This window comes from Streptomyces sp. DT190 (assembly GCF_049846985.1).
GTDB lineage: Bacteria > Actinomycetota > Actinomycetes > Streptomycetales > Streptomycetaceae > Streptomyces.
Map to the genome: position 1 here is coordinate 1 of NZ_JBNCNM010000001.1, position 15,254 is coordinate 15,254.

The following is a 15,254-nucleotide window of genomic DNA, read 5'->3' on the forward strand; positions in this document are numbered from 1 at the left end:
CAACCACCACCGCTGCCACACCGCACTCGGCGGCAAGCCACCGATCAGCCGCGTGAACAACGCTCCGGGTCAATACAGCTAGACGCCGTCCCGGGCGTCCGGCTCGGCGCGGCTGATGTCCGCGAGCGCCGACGCCGGGTCCTCGGCCTCCGCCACGTCGCCGAGGCTGACGATGCCGACCGGCAGCCCGTTCTCCACCACCGGCAGCCGGCGCACGGCGTGCTCGCGCATGAGCGCCACCGCCGTCTCCACGCGCTCGTCCGGTGTCACCGTGACCGGGTCCCTCGTGCACACGGCCCGGGCGCTGACGGTCATGGGGTCGGCGCCGTCGGCGACGGCCCGCACCGTGATGTCACGGTCGGTGAGCACGCCGATCACGTCCTGACCGTCGGCCACCACCACGTCGCCGATGTTCTGCGTGCGCATCAGCTGCGCCGCCTCGACGAGCGAGGCGTCCGGGCGCACGGCGACCACACCCGGAGTCATCACGTCCTTGACCAACTCGGCCTTCACCGCTGTCTCCGTCCGTTGCCGGGCCGACGGGGACACCGCGGCGCACCGGGCGGGTGCTGCCGCGGTGTCCCGCGCGGGTCCCTACGCGTACTCCTGCGGACCGGTCTCCCGGGCCCGGACCAGGGCTTGGGCCAGCTCCTGGACATTGCCGTAGTGCTCCTGGCGCGGCAGCCGCTCCAGGGCCTCGACGAGCCCGTCGGGCGCCTGCCGGTCGCGCAACTCGCGGGCCAGCTCACGCGGACTCGCGGGGAACACCCTGCGGCCCAGGATCCTGGCCAGGTCCAGCCGCACGGACTCCAGGTCCGTCGGCCCGCGGCCCGGCGTCACCGGACCGTACGCGACGTCGGGGTCGTCCTCGGCGGCCGGCTCCGGGTCGTGCCACTCCTCACTGCGCGTGGGGTGCCCGGACCTGAGCAAGCCCTGCAGTTCGTGCTTCATCTCGTCGTCCCGGTGGACGCTCAGCCGGTCGCTGCCTCGCTGCATGTCTCCCTCCAGACCTTCGGGGGTCCGCACCGCGTACCCGAACACCGGGAGCCGACACGGATCCGGCGCACCGGATCGGCGGGTCGCACTGGTTTGCGCCACCGGCCTCGGGAGACCCGGATCGCACCCCCCACTCATCTCTGGGGAAGGACACGCCATGGCGTTGCTCGCTGTGCTCATTCCGCTGCTGATGCTCGGAGTGGTGCTGGTGCTGGGCCGTTACGAGGAACTGCTGCTTCCGCAGGGCGACACCGGCCGGCGCGAACCGGCCGGCGCTCCCGTCGCCCCCGCGGCCGCTACTTCTTCTCCCGCCCCGGCAGGAACTCCTGCACCTTCGCCTTGAAGCCGCGCCTGACCACCGATCCCCGGTCCGCGTCACCCTTCAGGATCGACGCGGCGGTCGCCTCCATCTGCTCCCAGGTGGCGTGCGGCGGGATCGGTGGTACGGCCGGGTCGGTCAGGAACTCGACCACGGCCGGACCGTCCGCCTCCAGCGCGGCCCGCCAGGCCGCCTCGACGTCCTCCGGCTTCTCCACCCGGATGCCGGTCAGTCCCAAAGACCGCGCGAAGGCCGCGTACTGCACGTCCGGCAGCTCCTGCGACGGCAGGAACGACGGCGCGCCCCCCATGGCCCGCAGCTCCCAGGTGACCTGATTCAGGTCCTGGTTGTTCCACACCCCGATCACCAGCCGCGGATCGTCCCACTGGTGGCGGTACTTGGCCGCGGTGATCAGCTCCGCCATGCCGTTCATCTGCATCGCCCCGTCGCCGACCAGCGCGATCGCCGGCCGGTCGGGGTGCGCGAACTTCGCGCCGATCACGTACGGCACCGCGCAGCCCATCGTCGCCAGGGTGCCGGAGAGCGAGCCGCGCATGCCCGGGCGCATGGTGATGTGCCGCGCGTACCAGTTCGCCGTCGAACCCGAGTCGGAGGTGACGATCGCGTTGTCCGGCAGCAGCGGGTCCAGGGCGCGGGCCACGTGCTCCGGGTTGATGGGATCGGCCTCGAGGGCGGCCCGGCGGTCCATGACGTCACGCCAGTGCGTCACGTTGTCGCACACCGTGTCGTACCACTCGCGGCCGCGGCCGCCCTCGATCAGCGGGATCAGCCGCTCCAGCGTGGCCCTGGCGTCACCGATCAGGTTCACCTCGTAGGGGTAGCGCATCCCGATCATGTGCGGATCGATGTCGATCTGCACGGCCCGCGCCTTGCCGAACTCCGGCAGGAACTGGGAGTAGGGGAACGACGAGCCGATCGTCAGCAGCGTGTCGCAGTCCCGCATCAGCTCGTACGACGGGCGCGTGCCCAGCAGGCCGATCGAGCCGGTGACGTAGGGCAGTTCGTCGCTGAGGACGTCCTTGCCGAGCAGCGCCTTGGCGACGCCCGCGCCGAGCAGTTCGGCGATCTGCTCCACCTCGGCCCGCGCGCCGGCCGCGCCCTGCCCGACCAGGATGGCGACCTTGTCACCGGAGTTGAGGATCTCGGCGGCCCGCCGCACCGAGTCCTCGGAGGGCACCGCCGTCCACGAGCCGCGGTCCAGGCTGGAGGGGACCATCTTGAACTCGTGCGTCGGCGGGGAGTAGTCGAGCTCCTGCACGTCGCCGGGGATGATGACCGCGGTCGGGCAGCGGCGCGCGTACGCGGTGCGCACGGCCCGGTCCAGCACGTTCGGCAGCTGCTCGGGGACCGTCACCGTCTCCACGAAGTCGGAGGCGACGTCCTTGAACAGCGCGTGCAGGTCCACCTCCTGCTGGTAGGAACCGCCCATCGCGGTGCGGTGCGTCTGCCCGACGATCGCCAGCACCGGCACATGGTCCAGTTTGGCGTCGTACAGACCGTTCAGCAGATGGATCGCGCCCGGCCCCGACGTCGCCACGCACACCCCGAGACGGCCGCTGAACTTGGCGTAGCCGACGGCCTGCAGCGCCGACATCTCCTCGTGCCGCGACTGCACGAACCGCGGCTCGTTCTCGGCCCGGCCCCACGCGGCGAGCAGGCCGTTGATGCCGTCGCCCGGATAGCCGAAGACGTGCTCCACCCCCCACTCGCGCAGCCTGTGCAGGACATGGTCGGAGACCTTGGTGCTCATGTACGACCTCCCGGACGCGTGGGGACGGAGCCGTCCCTACGAGTCACCCTGCGCGACGGCGGAAAACGCGCGGGCCGGGACCCGGGTTTGCGGGCGGGGGCCGGGGGCAGGCGCACCCCAGTGCTTCGGACAGGAGGCACGTCCGTGGGAGCGGCCCCGTGCGCCGCCACCGGCGCCCTCGTCCGCACCGTTTCGGCGTTCCCACGGTGACCCGTCCAACCCAGAGCACTATCAAGGGAATTGCGACGCATCATGCAGACCCGAACCAGCGCCAGGCAGCATCCCCACGACGACGCCCCCGACACCGCCGGCGCCTTCCGCAGGCTCTCCACGCTGCCCGCGGGCCCCGAGCGGGACGCGCTCCGTGACGAGATCGTCGAGGCCTGGCTGCCCATGGCGGACCGGCTCGCCGGACGCTTCCGCAGCCGCGGCGAGAGCTTCGACGACCTGCGCCAGGTCGCGGCTCTCGGCCTGGTCAAGGCCGTCGACCGGTACGACCCCGAGCGCGGCCACGCCTTCGAGAGCTACGCCGTGCCCACCATCACCGGCGAGATCAAGCGGCACTTCCGCGACCACATGTGGACGCTGCACGTGCCCCGCCGGGTCCAGGACCTGCGCAACCGCGTGCGCTCCGCCTGTCAGGAGCTGTCCCAGACGGTCTCCGACCGCCGGCCGACCGTGGCCGAGATCGCCGAGCACACCGAGATGAGCGAGGAGGACGTCCGGGCCGGCCTGGAGGCGCTGGAGAGCTTCACGGCGCTGTCCCTGGACGCGGAGCTGCCCGGCAGCGAGGACGGCTACTCCCTGGGCGACGCGCTCGGCGCCACGGACCCGGCGCTGGACACCGTCGTCGACCGGGAGGCCGTCAGGAGGCGGCTCGCGGCACTGCCGGAGCGGGAGCGGGCGATCCTGTACATGCGGTTCTTCGACGACATGACGCAGAGCCGGATCGCCGAGGAGCTGGGCATCTCGCAGATGCACGTCTCCCGGCTGATCAGCCGGTGCTGCGGGCGGGTGCGGGAGCAGGTCATGCGGGACGTCGCCTAGGCCGCGTCCGCGCGGTCCCTTCGTCCGCCCGCCGGGCACGACCGGGTCCTCGTTCACCCGGTCGGCGGGATGCCGTCCCGCGAATGGGGGCCGGCCGCGCGCGGCGACGGGCCGGGCTGGCTGTGATGGCAGCAGGGCCTTCCGCCGCCGCCCGAAGGAGCTCGCTCCATGCGCCGCACCCCCCGCGTACTGTCCGTAGCCGCCCTGACCGGCTGGGCCCTGCTGGGCCCCGCCCCGGCGGTGCTCGCCGAACCCGCCGCCGAGGTCGCTCCCGCCACCGTCCGGCCCGGCGGCACGCTCACGGTCTCCGTCACCTGCGATCCGGCCGGGGGACCGCCGCCCGAGACCCTCGACGCCACCTCGCAGGCCTTCGAAGAGGGCACGGTGGCGCTCCGGAAGGTCACCGGCAACGACGACGAGCTGTCCGGCCCCGCCTACCGCGGCACGGCCCTCATCGTCTCCGCCGAGAACTTCGAGGGCGACCCGGACGCCCTCGGCGAGGACTCCGCGTGGACCGTCGACGGCACCTGCCCGGCCGCCCCCGGCGGGGAGGGCAAGCAGTGGAGCGCGACCTTCACGGTCGCCCACGGCACAGGCCCCCACCCGCCGTCCCACCGGCCCACCCACAAGCCCCCGCACCACCCCTGCCCGACGCCGTCGCACCACCACGAACCGCACCCCACCGCATGCGGGGAGGCCCCCGTGCAGCGCGGTGTGCGGGCCGGTGGCGGCGGGACGTTCACCGACTCCGTGCCCGCCCTGGTGATCGGCGGGGTGCTGATCGCCGGCGCGTGCGGCGCCGCGGTGCACCGGCTGCGCAACCGGGAGGGCGACGCCCACCGCTGACCTGGGCGCACACCACGAACCCCGGCGCGCGTCACCACCTCGCACGCCCCCCGCTTCCCCGGCCCGGCCCGCTCATGCTGTGACCGTCACGACCCGGGCGGGGCCCATGGGGCGGCCGCACCGTGGGTACTCAGTGGCCGAGGGACGGGACGCCGCACGGACCACCGGGCGGCGGACGGCGCAGGCGCAGAAGACGGCACGACACGGCGGTACCAGTCACTGCGGAGGTACGGATGCGGCGGACGGACCCGGAAGGCCACGGCCCGGTCCGGTTCGGGCCGCCGCTCCCCGAGGACGGCCTGCCCGTGCTGCCCGAGCTGTCCGCGGTGCTCGCGGCGGCGGCCTCCCGCGGCGGCCACGAGCCGGTCGGCGGCGGAGCCGCCCTCAGGGAGGCCGCCTGCGGCTACTGGGACCGGCGCGGACTGCACTGCGACCCCGGCCGCGTGGCCGCCGCCCCCGGCGCGCCCACCCTGCTCCTGGCGCTGACCGCGGCCCTCGGCGGTGACGTCCTATTGCCGCGGCCCTGCGCCGCCTGGTGGGCCCCGTACGCCCGTCTGCTGGGGCGCCCCGCCTTCCACGTGCCGACCCCGCCGGAGAGCGGCGGCGTGCCCGACCCGTACGCCCTGCTGGAGACGGTGCGCAGGGTCCGCGCCGAGGGCGGCGACCCGCGTCTGCTGGTGCTGTCCGTCGCCGACGACCCCACGGCCACCGTGGCCCCTCCCGAGCTGCTGCACGAGACCGTCGAGGCCGCCCAGGGGGAGGGCCTGCACCTGGTCAGCGACGAGACCTGGCGCGACACCCTGCACGATCCGCACGACACCGTGCTGCTCAGCCCGGCCGAGATGCTGCCCGACCGGGTCACCGTCGTCTCCGACCTGGCCGGCGCCCTGCTCCCGCCCGGCTGGCCGGCCGCCGTGGCCCGCTTCCCTGCCGGCGCCGACGCCGACGGCCTCCACGCGCGCGTGCTCGACGTCCTCACGGCCCTGGACGGCCGCGTCGCCGCCCCGGTCGCCGCGGCCGCCGGCCACGCCCTGGGGGAGCCGGATGCGGTCGCCCGGCGGGTGACCGCCGCCGTGCGCCTGCACGCCCGCCTGGCCGCCGCCGCGCACTCCGCCGTGGTCTCCGCCGGCGCCCTGGCCCGGCCCCCGCGCTCCGGCCGCCACCTGTACGCCGACCTCGGCCCGCTGCGCCCCGCCCTGGCCGCGCACGGCGTCGGCGACGCGCAGGAACTGGAGGACTTCCTCACCGCCCGGCTCGGCATGCCCGCGCCGGGCGGCCACCGGTTCGGCGACGGTCTCGAGGCCCCGCGCGTGCGGCTCTCCACCGGAGCGCTGCTGGCCGGCTCCGACAGCGAACGCGCGGAATGCCTCACCTCACCCGCGCCGTTGGAACTGCCGCACGTGCAACGCGCGTTGAGCCGGCTCAAGTCGGTCTTCGACGATCTCCGCGACGACGCTCAGCGAGGGGAGCCTCCGCGATGACGCAGCAGTCCGAGTCGACCACCGGACCCATCACCGGCTCGGCCACCGGCCGCGTCCCCCGGGAAGCCGACGCCGCGGCCCTCCCGTCCCCCCTGGCGGCCCCGCCCCCCGTGGCGGCCCCGTACCCGCCCCTGGCAGAACCCCGGCCCCTGGCCGAACGCCGGGTGTGGCCGCGCACCTTCCACGACCGGCTGACCGCCCCGCTCCCCGGCCTGAAGGCCATGGCCCGCTTCGCCCGCGAAGGCGCCGTCAGACCCGGCCCCGAGGGCCTGGCGGACATCCCCCGCCTGCCCTACGCCCCGGCCCCGCTGCCCCGCGTCGACGCCCGCACGGTCGCGGTCACCTGGGCCGGACACGCCAGTTGGGTCCTGCGCATCGGCGGGCTCACGGTCCTCACCGACCCGGTCTGGTCCCGCCGCATCCTCGGCACCCCGGCCCGCATCACGCCCGTCGGCGTCCCCTGGGAGGACCTGCCGCGCGTCGACGCCGTCGTCATCAGCCACAACCACTACGACCACCTGGACGCCCCCACGCTGCGCCGACTCCCGCGCGACACCCCGGTGTTCGCCCCGGCCGGGCTCGCCCGCTGGTTCCACCGCCGCCGCTTCACCCGCGTCACGGAGCTCGACTGGTGGGAGGCGGCCGAACTGGACGGCGTCCGCTTCGACTTCGTGCCCTCCCACCACTGGTCCAAGCGCACCCTCACCGACACCTGCCACAGCCTGTGGGGCGGCTGGGTGCTCACCGACCGGGACGGCCGGCGGGTCTACTTCGCCGGCGACACCGGCTACGGCCACTGGTTCTCCCGCATCGGCCGCCGCTACCCCGGTATCGACCTCGCGCTGCTGCCCGTCGGCGCCTACGACCCCCGCTGGTGGCTCAGCGACGTCCACTGCGACCCGGAGGAAGCCGTGCGGGCGGCCCAGGACCTGGGAGCGGCCCGGATGGCCCCCATGCACTGGGGCACGTTCGTGCTGTCGGCCGAGCCGGTGATGGAACCCCTCACCCGCGTGCGGGCCGCCTGGAAGAAGACGGGCCTGCCCCGCGAGAACCTGTGGGACATGCCGGTGGGCGCTTCGAAGGTGCTGTAGGAAAACGCGCCCGGAAGGGGAGCGGGGAACCGCGCGGGCAACCACACACGACCCGCACCCCGCGCATCACAGGCGCTCCCACGGACGCTGCGGCCCGACAGAGCCCTACCGCACCCGCCGCACCACACCCGGCACGACGCTGATCAGCAAGGTCAGCCCGATCGCCGCCACGACACCCTCCCACGGCTCGTCGAACAACGACCCGCCGAGGATCCCGATCAGCTGGTACGTCACGGCCCAGGCCAGACAGGCCGGGAAGTTCCCCCGGGCGAACCGCCGCAGCGGCCACTTCGCCAGCAGGCACGCCAGCATCACCGGGATCCGCCCGGCCGGCACCAGCCGGGACAGCACCAGCACGGCGACCCCGTGCCCGGCCAGCTTCTCCTGCGCCTGCGCCAGCCGGTCCTCCGGCGCCCGCGCACGCAGCGCCTCCAGCCATCGCGACCCGTTCTTCGACTGCAGGCCGCGCCGCCCCAGCCAGTACAGCGCCGCGTCCCCGAGGAACGCCGCGAGCGACGCCGTCACGAACACCATCGCCAGCGAGAACGGCGCCGTCTGGTGGAACGCCACCACCGCGGCCGAACTCACCAGCGCCCCCGTCGGGATGACCGGCACCAGCGCCCCGGCCAGCACCAGCAGGAAGAGCGTCGGATACCCGATCGCCTGCTGCGTCGACTCCGGCACCACGGACGCCGGGGTGAGGACCGACGCGGCGAGCAGGGGCAGCCCGGCCTGTGCCACGGGCCCGGACCACGTCACCGCGCCGCCGCCAGCCGCACGCTCTCGCCGTGCCCGAGCCGGTGCACGGCCGCACCGGGTGCGTGCCGGGCCGCCAGCCGTACGAACTCGTCGCCCGGCGCGTGGAACTCGTGGGGGCGCACGGCGTCCATCCCGATCGGCCAGTACGTGCCGTAGTGCACCGGCACCGCGCTGGGCGCCCCGAGACGCGCCAGCGCCTGAGCCGCCCGGCCCGCGTCCAGATGCCCCTCGCCCAGGTACGGCCCCCAGCCGCCCACCGGCAGCAGCGCCACGTCGACCGGCCCGACCTCCTTGGCCATCTCGTCGAACAGCCCGGTGTCCCCCGCGAAGTACGTCCGGGCCTCGCCGGTCACGACGTAGCCGAGGGCGGGGGAGCGGTGCGGTCCGACCGGCAGCCGCCGCCCGTCGTGGCGCGCCGGCACGGCCCGAACGACGACGTCGCCGACCGCCGTCTCGTCGCCCGGCGCCACCTCGCTCACCCGCAGGTGCGTGAGCCGGCGCAGCGCGGGCACCGCCCGGCGCGCGCCCCGGGGCACGAGCAGGCGCGTGCCCGGGGCGAGCCGCATCAGCGACGGCACGTGCAGGTGGTCGGCGTGCAGGTGCGAGACCAGCGCGAGGTCCGCGCGGTGGGCGCCGGGGGGCGGCAGGGCCCCGCGCCGGCGGCGCAGGTGCGCGAGCCGGCGCGCGAACAGCGGGTCGGTGAGCACGCGCACGTTCGAGTCCTCCACGGTGCAAGTGGCGTGACCCCACCAGGTGATCTCCACCGGCACTTCTCTGCCTCCTTCGCGCGACTCCCCGAAGCCTACGTGCAGGAGTAGGGTCGGCGGCGAAACCGGAGGTGAGGGGGGACGCCATGGTGCCGGTGCGGGTCACGGCGATCGCGAGTCTGACGCCGCTGGAGGAACTGGACCAGGATCCGTTCCTGGTCGACTCCCGCAGCCAGCACGCGATGTGCGCCCGCTGGGCCGCCGAGCGCGGCTACACGGTCAGCCGCGAACTGCTCGTCCGGGGACTGCGGCCCGACCACGGCGCCCTGTGGGACGGGGTACGGCCCGGCCTCGACCTGTTCGTGGCGCCCAGCCGCCGCGTCCTGGAGAGCGCGCTCGCCTCCGTCGAGGAGTTCACCGCGGAGTGCGCGCGGCGCGGGGTGCGCGTCGAGACGGTGGGGCACGCGGAACCGGCGTACGACGCGGCGATGAAGGCGTGCGTGCACCGCCGCCTGTCGATGCCGACGGCGGGCTACGACGGCCGCTGAAAAGCCCTGGCCGGGGGTAGGAGCCGGGGACGAAGGAGCCCTGCCGGGCGTTGTGACACCGTGGGGGAGGGCCCCAGGTGGCGGCGGGCCGGGACGTGAGGTGGCTGGGCGTGCGGGGCGAGTGGTGGCGGCGGGTCGCCAGTCAGGTCGGGCGGAGTGTCGCCGTGTGGGCGGTATCCACCGTCACCATGCTGGTGCTCGCCGGGATCCTGCCGGACTTCCGGCTCCGCTCGGCGGACGGCGACAGCGCGACCGACATCGCCGTCACGGCCGCGTTCGGCGCCGGCGCCTTCGGCGTGCTGTCGGCCGTGGTGTGGCCGCTGCTGGTCCGGCTGCTGCTCCTGGTACCGGCGCTCGTGCTGGGCCTGCTGGTCTTCTTCCTGAACGGGGCGCTGCTGCTGCTCGCCCTGAACCTGAACCCCGCCGAGCGCGGCGCCGCCGCCCCGGAGACCGCCGTCGTGGTGGCCGCGGTGATGTCGGCCGTGGCGTCCGCGACCGGCGCCGCCCTGGCCGTGCGCGACGACGACGCCTACCGGCGCCGGCTGTACCGCCTCTCCGACCGCCGCCGCCGGTCCGGACCGCCACCACCGTCCAGCCCCGGCACCGTCTTCCTGCAACTGGACGGCGTCGGCCACGACACGCTGCTCGACGCGGTCGGCGAGGGCCTGATGCCCACCGTCGCCCGCTGGCTCGACCCGGGCCCCGGCGGCCGTCCCAGCCACCGGCTCACCCCCTGGCGCACCGACTGGTCGAGCCAGACCGGTGCCAGCCAGCTCGGCATCCTGCACGGCAGCAACCACGACGTCCCCGCCTTCCGCTGGTACGAGAAGGACACCCGCGAGGTCGTCGTCTGCAACCGCCCGACCAGCGCCGCCGAACTGCAGCGCCGCGCCGTCCGGCACGCCGGGCACGGCGGCCTGCTCACCGTCGGCGGCGCCAGCCGCGGCAACCTCTTCGGCGGCGGTGCCGACGAACAGGCCCTGGTGCTGTCCATCGCCACCCGCCGCCGCAGCCGCGAGAACCGCTCCCGGGACGGCTACTTCGCCTACTTCTCCGACCCGGCCAACGCCGTGCGCACGGCGCTGTCCTTCATCGCCGAGGTCGGCCGCGAGATCGGCCAGTCCACCCGGGCCCGCCTGCACAAGCAGCGCCCGCGCGTCTCCCGCGGCGGCCTCTACCCGCTCGTCCGCGCCTTCGCGACCGTCGTCGAGCGGGACGTCGTCGTCTCCGCCGTCACCGGCGACATGCTCGCCGGACGCACCGCCGTCTACGCCGACCTGGTGGCCTACGACGAGGTCGCCCACCACTCAGGACCGGCGAGCCGTGACGCGCGCAAGGTCCTGCAGCGCCTCGACCGCTGCCTCGCCCTGATCGAGAACGTCGCCGAGCACGCCCCCCGCCCGTACCGGATCGTCGTGCTGTCCGACCACGGCCAGAGCCCCGGCGAGACCTTCCGCTCCCGCTACGGCCTCACCCTCGCCGACCTGGTCCGGGCCGGCTGCGGACTGCCCGTGCCGCGCCGGGCCGAGCGCACCCGCAGCGGGGCGGAGGCCCGCGCCGCCGTCCGTGCCGCGCTGCGCATCCCGGTCGAGGAGAGCGGCGAGCGGCACCGGCCCGGGCGCCGCGAGGAACCGATCGTGCTGGCCTCCGGCAACCTCGGGCTCGTCTCCTTCCCGGACGTCGGCCACCGGATGAGCAAGGAGGAGATCGACGCCCGCCACCCCGCGCTGCTGCCGACCCTCGCCAACCACCCCGGCATCGGCTTCCTGCTGGTGCGCAGCGAGAAGCACGGCGGGGTCGTCCTCGGCGCGTACGGCGCCGAGATCCCGCTGGCCGACCTCGACGACAACCCGGGCCCGCTCGCCGCGTTCGGCCCGGGCGCCGCCGACGCGGTCCGCCGCACGCACTCCTTCCCGCACGCCGCCGACATCATGGTCAACTCCTTCCACGACCCGGCCGACGGCGAAGTCCTCGCCTTCGAGGAGCAGATCGGCTCCCACGGTGGTCTCGGCGGCGCCCAGGCCAAGCCGTTCGTGCTGTCGCCGCTCGCGCTGTCCGTGCCCGTCGAGGACGGGGCCGAACTCGTCGGCGCCGAGCAGGTGCACCGGGTGCTGCGCCGCTGGCTGCGCGAGTCGAACGGACCGCAGGTGCCGCTGGAGACCGGCGAGGAGGAGCGGGCCGCCTGAAATTCGGCTGCGCCGCACCGGCCGTCCGCCCACACTGTTCGGACCGGACGCCGCACCTCCGCGCGTCCCCGTCGAACACCCCCGAGGAGTCGCTGCTTTGCAGGCAGCCGTCACGGTCACGCCCGCCCGCATCCCCGACCTGCTGCTCGGCCTCGCCACGGTCCGGCCGGTCTTCATCTGGGGCGCCCCCGGTATCGGGAAGTCCTCCCTGGTGCGGAACTTCGCCGAGTCGCTGGGCCTGGAGTGCGTCAGCCTGCTGGGCACCCAGCTCGCCCCCGAGGACCTCATCGGCGTCCCGCAGATCCGCGACGGCCGCTCGGTGTTCTGCCCGCCGGAGGCGATCGCCCGCGACGAGCCGTACTGCCTGTTCCTCGACGAGCTCAACGCGGCCACGCCGGACGTGCAGAAGGCCTTCTACTCGCTCATCCTGGACCGCCGCATCGGCACCTACGAACTGCCCAAGGGCTCGATCGTCATCGGCGCCGGCAACCGCGCCACCGACAACGCGCTCGCCCGGCCCATCGCCTCCGCGCTGGTCAACCGGCTCACCCATGTGCACCTGGAGGCCTCCGCCAAGGACTGGCTGGCCTGGGCCGGCGGCAACGGCATCCACCCGTGGATCGTGGACCATCTCACCGACCGGCCCGACCACCTGTGGTCCAAGCCGCCGAAGACGGAGGAGCCGTTCTCCACGCCCCGCTCCTGGCACATGCTCTCCGACGCCCTGCACTCCTTCGGCCGGGACCTGGACGAGGAGACGCTGCGGGTGCTCGTGCACGGCACGCTCACGCCCGCGCACGCGCAGGCCTTCTGCGGCTACGTCAAGATCGTGCGCAGCCGGTACGGCATCGAGGCGATCATCAAGGGCGACGCCCGCTGGCCGAACCGGCCGGAGGACCGCGACCTGCTCTACTACCTCGCCGACTCCTTCCGCGGCCGTCTGGTCAAGGAACTGCCCGTCAGCAAGGAGCACATGTCGGCCAACGGCCGGCAGACCGCCTACCGCGCCAAGTCGCTGCTGGTGCAGCTCGCCGAGATCTCCGTCGAGGTCGCCCAGACCGTCATCGCCTCCGACGCCGACGGCAACCCCGTGCTGCCCTCCTGGTTCCTCGTCGAGGCGGCGCGGGACATGCCCCGGCTGGTGGAGGCGCGGCGGTGAGCCGCGGCCACGGCAAGGACCAGCGCAGGAAGAAGAGGGACCTCGCGGGGGAGGCGTTCGCCGAGGGCATGCGGCTGATGCGGGCCAACCCAACCCTCGCGGCCGTGGAGTTCGACGTCTGCCGGCAGGAGGAGTGCCGCTTCGCGCCCCGGGACGGCCTCGTCGCCGTCGACTCCGACGGCGACCTGCACGTCCACCCGGAGCGGCTCGCCGAGCCCGCCGCCTGGGCCTGGGCGCTCGCCCACGCCGTGCTGCACCTGGGCTTCGGGCACGTCCCCGCGGCCAAGGGCGACCGCGTCCAGCCCGACCGCTTCGACCTCGCCGCCCGCTGCGTCGTCGTCAACCGCTTCCTGCTCGGCTCCGCCGTCGGCGCCACCCCCGAGCACCTGCCCGCCTCCTACCCGGACGGCGACGAGGAGCAGCTCGCCGCCCGCTGGCGGCGCGCCGGACTGCCCCCGGTGTACGAGCGCTGCGGCACGGCCGGCGACGAGCCCGACCAGGTGCTGGTGCCGTGGGTGGGCTGGTCGAGCCCGCCCGACTGGCAGCTGGCCTTCGCCACCGCCCTGACCCGGACGGTGTCCGCCGCGATGGACCTGGCGGGCGGCCGCCGCGACAGCCTGGACGGCGAGGCTCCCCGGCCGCGCCCCTGGCAGCGGGCGCTGAGCTGGTTCATCTCCTCCTACCCGCTGCTCGGCGGCATCGCGTCCGGCATCAAGCTGGTCGCCGACGCCGAACTCGCCCGCGCCCACGGCATCGCGGTCGCCGCGGTCGACGCCGAGGCGGGCGAGATCTACATCAACCCCCTGCGCGGTCTCGAGGACGAGGAGTGGCGGTTCGTCCTCGCCCACGAGATGCTGCACGCCGCCCTGCGCCACGGCGACCGCTGCGGCACCCGCGACCCCTACCTGTTCAACGTCGCCTGCGACTACGTCGTCAACGGCTGGCTGACCGAGATGGAGGTCGGCACCATGCCGGAGGGGCTGCTGCACGACCCGCAGCTGGCCGGCCTGTCCGCCGAGGAGGTCTACGACCGCATCGCCGGCGACCTGCGCCGACGCCGCCGCCTGGCCACCCTGCGGGGCAAGGGCGTGGGGGACATCCTCGGCGGCCCGCTGGGCTCGCCCCGCGACTACGTCGACCTCGACGCCTTCTACCGCCGCGGCCTCGCCCAGGGCCTGGACCTGCACCAGCGGCAGGAGCGCGGCTTCCTGCCCGGCGGGCTGGTCGAGGAGATCCGGGCGCTGAGCCACCCGCCGCTGCCCTGGGACGCGCGCCTGGCCCGCTGGTTCGACGAGTTCGTGCCCCGTCCCGAACCCGTCCGCTCCTACGCCCGGCCCGCCCGGCGCCAGGCGTCCACCCCCGACATCCCGCGCGCCGGGCGGTACTTCCCGCCCGAGGAGATCGCCCGCTGCACCTTCGGCGTGGTCCTGGACACCTCCGGCTCGATGGACCGCGTCCTGCTCGGCAAGGCGCTGGGCGCGATCGCCTCGTACGCCGAGGCCCGTGACGTACCGGCCGCCCGGGTCGTGTTCTGCGACGCCGCCCCGCACGACGCGGGCTACGTGCCGGTGACGGAGATCGCCGGCCGGGTGCGGGTGCACGGCCGGGGCGGCACCGTCCTGCAGCCCGGCGTCGACCTGCTGCACCGCGCGGAGGACTTCCCGCCCGGCGCGCCCGTCCTGATCATCACGGACGGCTGGTGCGACGCCCTGCGGGTGCGGCGCGAGCACGCGTACCTGATCCCGCCGGGGGCGCGGCTGCCGTTCAGCGCCAGAGGGCCGGTCTTCCGCGTGAGTTGAGCCGGAGTGTGATCGGATGGTGGCCGGGAACCCCGAGCGACCGGGTTCCGGATACTCAGCGAAAGGAATGCGTCATGGCAGCCACGCGCTCCGCCCACACCGTGTGGGAAGGCAACCTCTTCAAGGGCAACGGCGTCGTCACCTTCGACTCCTCGGGCATCCTCACCGAGCAGCCGGTCTCCTGGGCGGCCCGTACCGAGGAGCCGGGCGGGAAGACCAGCCCGGAGGAGCTGATCGCCGCGGCCCACTCCAGCTGCTTCTCGATGGCCTTCTCCAACATCCTCGACAAGGCCGGCACCCCGCCCACCAAGCTGGTGACCTCCGCGGACGTCACGTTCCAGCCGGGTGAGGGCATCACCGGCATCCACCTCACCGTCGAGGGCACCGTCCCCGGCATGGACGAGGCGGCCTTCCTCGCCGCCGCGGAGGAGGCCAAGGTCGGCTGCCCGGTCAGCCAGGCCCTGAAGGCCACGCCCATCACCCTGACGGCCAAGCTCACCTGACCCGCACCCCGACGTCACGCGGGCCCGCCCGAAGGGGCGCGG

15 protein-coding genes are annotated in these 15,254 nt (G+C 74.5%); 10 read left to right on the plus strand and 5 right to left on the minus strand.

Features of this window, described 5'->3' with window-relative positions; translation table 11 throughout:
• Nucleotides 1-78: 78 nt before the first annotated feature.
• Nucleotides 79-486 carry a CBS domain-containing protein gene (locus ACPXCS_RS00005; protein ID WP_425946102.1) on the minus strand — a complete coding sequence of 136 codons (408 nt, stop codon included), beginning with the start codon at nucleotides 484-486 and terminating at the stop codon, nucleotides 79-81.
• A 108-nt stretch (nucleotides 487-594) separates the two neighbouring features.
• Complete coding sequence (locus tag ACPXCS_RS00010; protein WP_425945774.1) at nucleotides 595-996, minus strand: DUF2795 domain-containing protein; 402 nt, start codon at nucleotides 994-996, stop codon at nucleotides 595-597.
• 157 nt (nucleotides 997-1,153) lie between these two features.
• Between ACPXCS_RS00010 and ACPXCS_RS00015 the strand changes: the two genes are divergently transcribed.
• On the plus strand, nucleotides 1,154-1,339 hold the full coding sequence (locus ACPXCS_RS00015) for a hypothetical protein (RefSeq protein ID WP_425945775.1): 186 nt from the start codon (nucleotides 1,154-1,156) through the stop codon (nucleotides 1,337-1,339).
• On the opposite strand, the gene ACPXCS_RS00020 is transcribed toward ACPXCS_RS00015, so the two are convergent.
• The gene (locus ACPXCS_RS00020; RefSeq protein WP_425945776.1) at nucleotides 1,293-3,086 is read right to left on the minus strand and encodes a thiamine pyrophosphate-requiring protein; all 1,794 of its coding nucleotides are present in this window, start codon (nucleotides 3,084-3,086) and stop codon (nucleotides 1,293-1,295) included. The genes ACPXCS_RS00015 and ACPXCS_RS00020 overlap by 47 nt on opposite strands.
• Before the next feature lie 252 nt (nucleotides 3,087-3,338).
• On the opposite strand from ACPXCS_RS00020, the gene ACPXCS_RS00025 reads away from it, so the two are divergent.
• The 4 genes from ACPXCS_RS00025 (at nucleotide 3,339) to ACPXCS_RS00040 (ending at nucleotide 7,551) form a co-directional block, all read left to right on the plus strand.
• Nucleotides 3,339-4,133 (plus strand): RNA polymerase sigma factor SigF, encoded by a 795-nt coding sequence (locus ACPXCS_RS00025; protein WP_425945777.1) that lies wholly within the window; start codon nucleotides 3,339-3,341, stop codon nucleotides 4,131-4,133.
• A gap of 168 nt (nucleotides 4,134-4,301) precedes the next feature.
• On the plus strand, nucleotides 4,302-4,979 hold the full coding sequence (locus ACPXCS_RS00030; RefSeq protein ID WP_425945778.1) for a hypothetical protein: 678 nt from the start codon (nucleotides 4,302-4,304) through the stop codon (nucleotides 4,977-4,979).
• A gap of 233 nt (nucleotides 4,980-5,212) precedes the next feature.
• Complete coding sequence (locus ACPXCS_RS00035; RefSeq protein ID WP_425945779.1) at nucleotides 5,213-6,460, plus strand: aminotransferase class I/II-fold pyridoxal phosphate-dependent enzyme; 1,248 nt, start codon at nucleotides 5,213-5,215, stop codon at nucleotides 6,458-6,460.
• Nucleotides 6,457-7,551 (plus strand): MBL fold metallo-hydrolase, encoded by a 1,095-nt coding sequence (locus ACPXCS_RS00040; protein ID WP_425945780.1) that lies wholly within the window; start codon nucleotides 6,457-6,459, stop codon nucleotides 7,549-7,551. The genes ACPXCS_RS00035 and ACPXCS_RS00040 overlap by 4 nt, the downstream gene beginning before the upstream one ends.
• A 105-nt stretch (nucleotides 7,552-7,656) precedes the next feature.
• Here the strand turns inward: ACPXCS_RS00040 and ACPXCS_RS00045 are convergent, their stop codons facing one another.
• Together ACPXCS_RS00045 and ACPXCS_RS00050 are read right to left on the minus strand one after the other, a co-directional pair.
• Nucleotides 7,657-8,292 (minus strand): DedA family protein, encoded by a 636-nt coding sequence (locus ACPXCS_RS00045; RefSeq protein ID WP_425945781.1) that lies wholly within the window; start codon nucleotides 8,290-8,292, stop codon nucleotides 7,657-7,659.
• Between the two features lie 14 nt (nucleotides 8,293-8,306).
• Entirely contained in the window at nucleotides 8,307-9,080 is a 774-nt protein-coding gene (locus ACPXCS_RS00050; protein WP_425945782.1) for an MBL fold metallo-hydrolase, read from the minus strand.
• Between the two features lie 83 nt (nucleotides 9,081-9,163).
• Between ACPXCS_RS00050 and ACPXCS_RS00055 the strand changes: the two genes are divergently transcribed.
• The 5 genes from ACPXCS_RS00055 to ACPXCS_RS00075 all read left to right on the plus strand — a co-directional run bounded on the left by ACPXCS_RS00055 (nucleotide 9,164) and on the right by ACPXCS_RS00075 (nucleotide 15,212).
• The gene (locus ACPXCS_RS00055; RefSeq protein WP_425945783.1) at nucleotides 9,164-9,565 is read left to right on the plus strand and encodes a hypothetical protein; all 402 of its coding nucleotides are present in this window, start codon (nucleotides 9,164-9,166) and stop codon (nucleotides 9,563-9,565) included.
• A 110-nt stretch (nucleotides 9,566-9,675) separates the two neighbouring features.
• Nucleotides 9,676-11,751 (plus strand): phage holin family protein, encoded by a 2,076-nt coding sequence (locus ACPXCS_RS00060; protein ID WP_425946103.1) that lies wholly within the window; start codon nucleotides 9,676-9,678, stop codon nucleotides 11,749-11,751.
• Between the two features lie 97 nt (nucleotides 11,752-11,848).
• Nucleotides 11,849-12,910, plus strand: coding sequence for an ATP-binding protein (locus tag ACPXCS_RS00065; protein ID WP_425945784.1), 1,062 nt, complete (start codon nucleotides 11,849-11,851; stop codon nucleotides 12,908-12,910).
• 68 nt (nucleotides 12,911-12,978) lie between these two features.
• Nucleotides 12,979-14,709, plus strand: coding sequence for a DUF2201 family putative metallopeptidase (locus tag ACPXCS_RS00070; RefSeq protein WP_425946104.1), 1,731 nt, complete (start codon nucleotides 12,979-12,981; stop codon nucleotides 14,707-14,709).
• 74 nt (nucleotides 14,710-14,783) lie between these two features.
• A complete protein-coding gene (locus tag ACPXCS_RS00075) occupies nucleotides 14,784-15,212 on the plus strand; it encodes an OsmC family peroxiredoxin (RefSeq protein WP_425945785.1) in 429 nt (142 codons plus the stop codon).
• Nucleotides 15,213-15,254 lie beyond the last annotated feature (42 nt).

Excerpts from the sequence above, each read along its gene's own strand:
- ACPXCS_RS00005 (WP_425946102.1), bottom strand. The coding sequence starts at position 486 with ATGACTCCGGGTGTGGTCGCCGTGCGCCCGGACGCCTCGCTCGTCGAG.
- ACPXCS_RS00010 (WP_425945774.1), bottom strand. The coding sequence starts at position 996 with ATGCAGCGAGGCAGCGACCGGCTGAGCGTCCACCGGGACGACGAGATG.
- ACPXCS_RS00015 (WP_425945775.1), top strand. The coding sequence starts at position 1,154 with ATGGCGTTGCTCGCTGTGCTCATTCCGCTGCTGATGCTCGGAGTGGTG.
- ACPXCS_RS00020 (WP_425945776.1), bottom strand. The coding sequence starts at position 3,086 with ATGAGCACCAAGGTCTCCGACCATGTCCTGCACAGGCTGCGCGAGTGG.
- ACPXCS_RS00025 (WP_425945777.1), top strand. The coding sequence starts at position 3,339 with ATGCAGACCCGAACCAGCGCCAGGCAGCATCCCCACGACGACGCCCCC.
- ACPXCS_RS00030 (WP_425945778.1), top strand. The coding sequence starts at position 4,302 with ATGCGCCGCACCCCCCGCGTACTGTCCGTAGCCGCCCTGACCGGCTGG.
- ACPXCS_RS00035 (WP_425945779.1), top strand. The coding sequence starts at position 5,213 with ATGCGGCGGACGGACCCGGAAGGCCACGGCCCGGTCCGGTTCGGGCCG.
- ACPXCS_RS00040 (WP_425945780.1), top strand. The coding sequence starts at position 6,457 with ATGACGCAGCAGTCCGAGTCGACCACCGGACCCATCACCGGCTCGGCC.
- ACPXCS_RS00055 (WP_425945783.1), top strand. The coding sequence starts at position 9,164 with ATGGTGCCGGTGCGGGTCACGGCGATCGCGAGTCTGACGCCGCTGGAG.
- ACPXCS_RS00070 (WP_425946104.1), top strand. The coding sequence starts at position 12,979 with ATGCGGCTGATGCGGGCCAACCCAACCCTCGCGGCCGTGGAGTTCGAC.
- ACPXCS_RS00075 (WP_425945785.1), top strand. The coding sequence starts at position 14,784 with ATGGCAGCCACGCGCTCCGCCCACACCGTGTGGGAAGGCAACCTCTTC.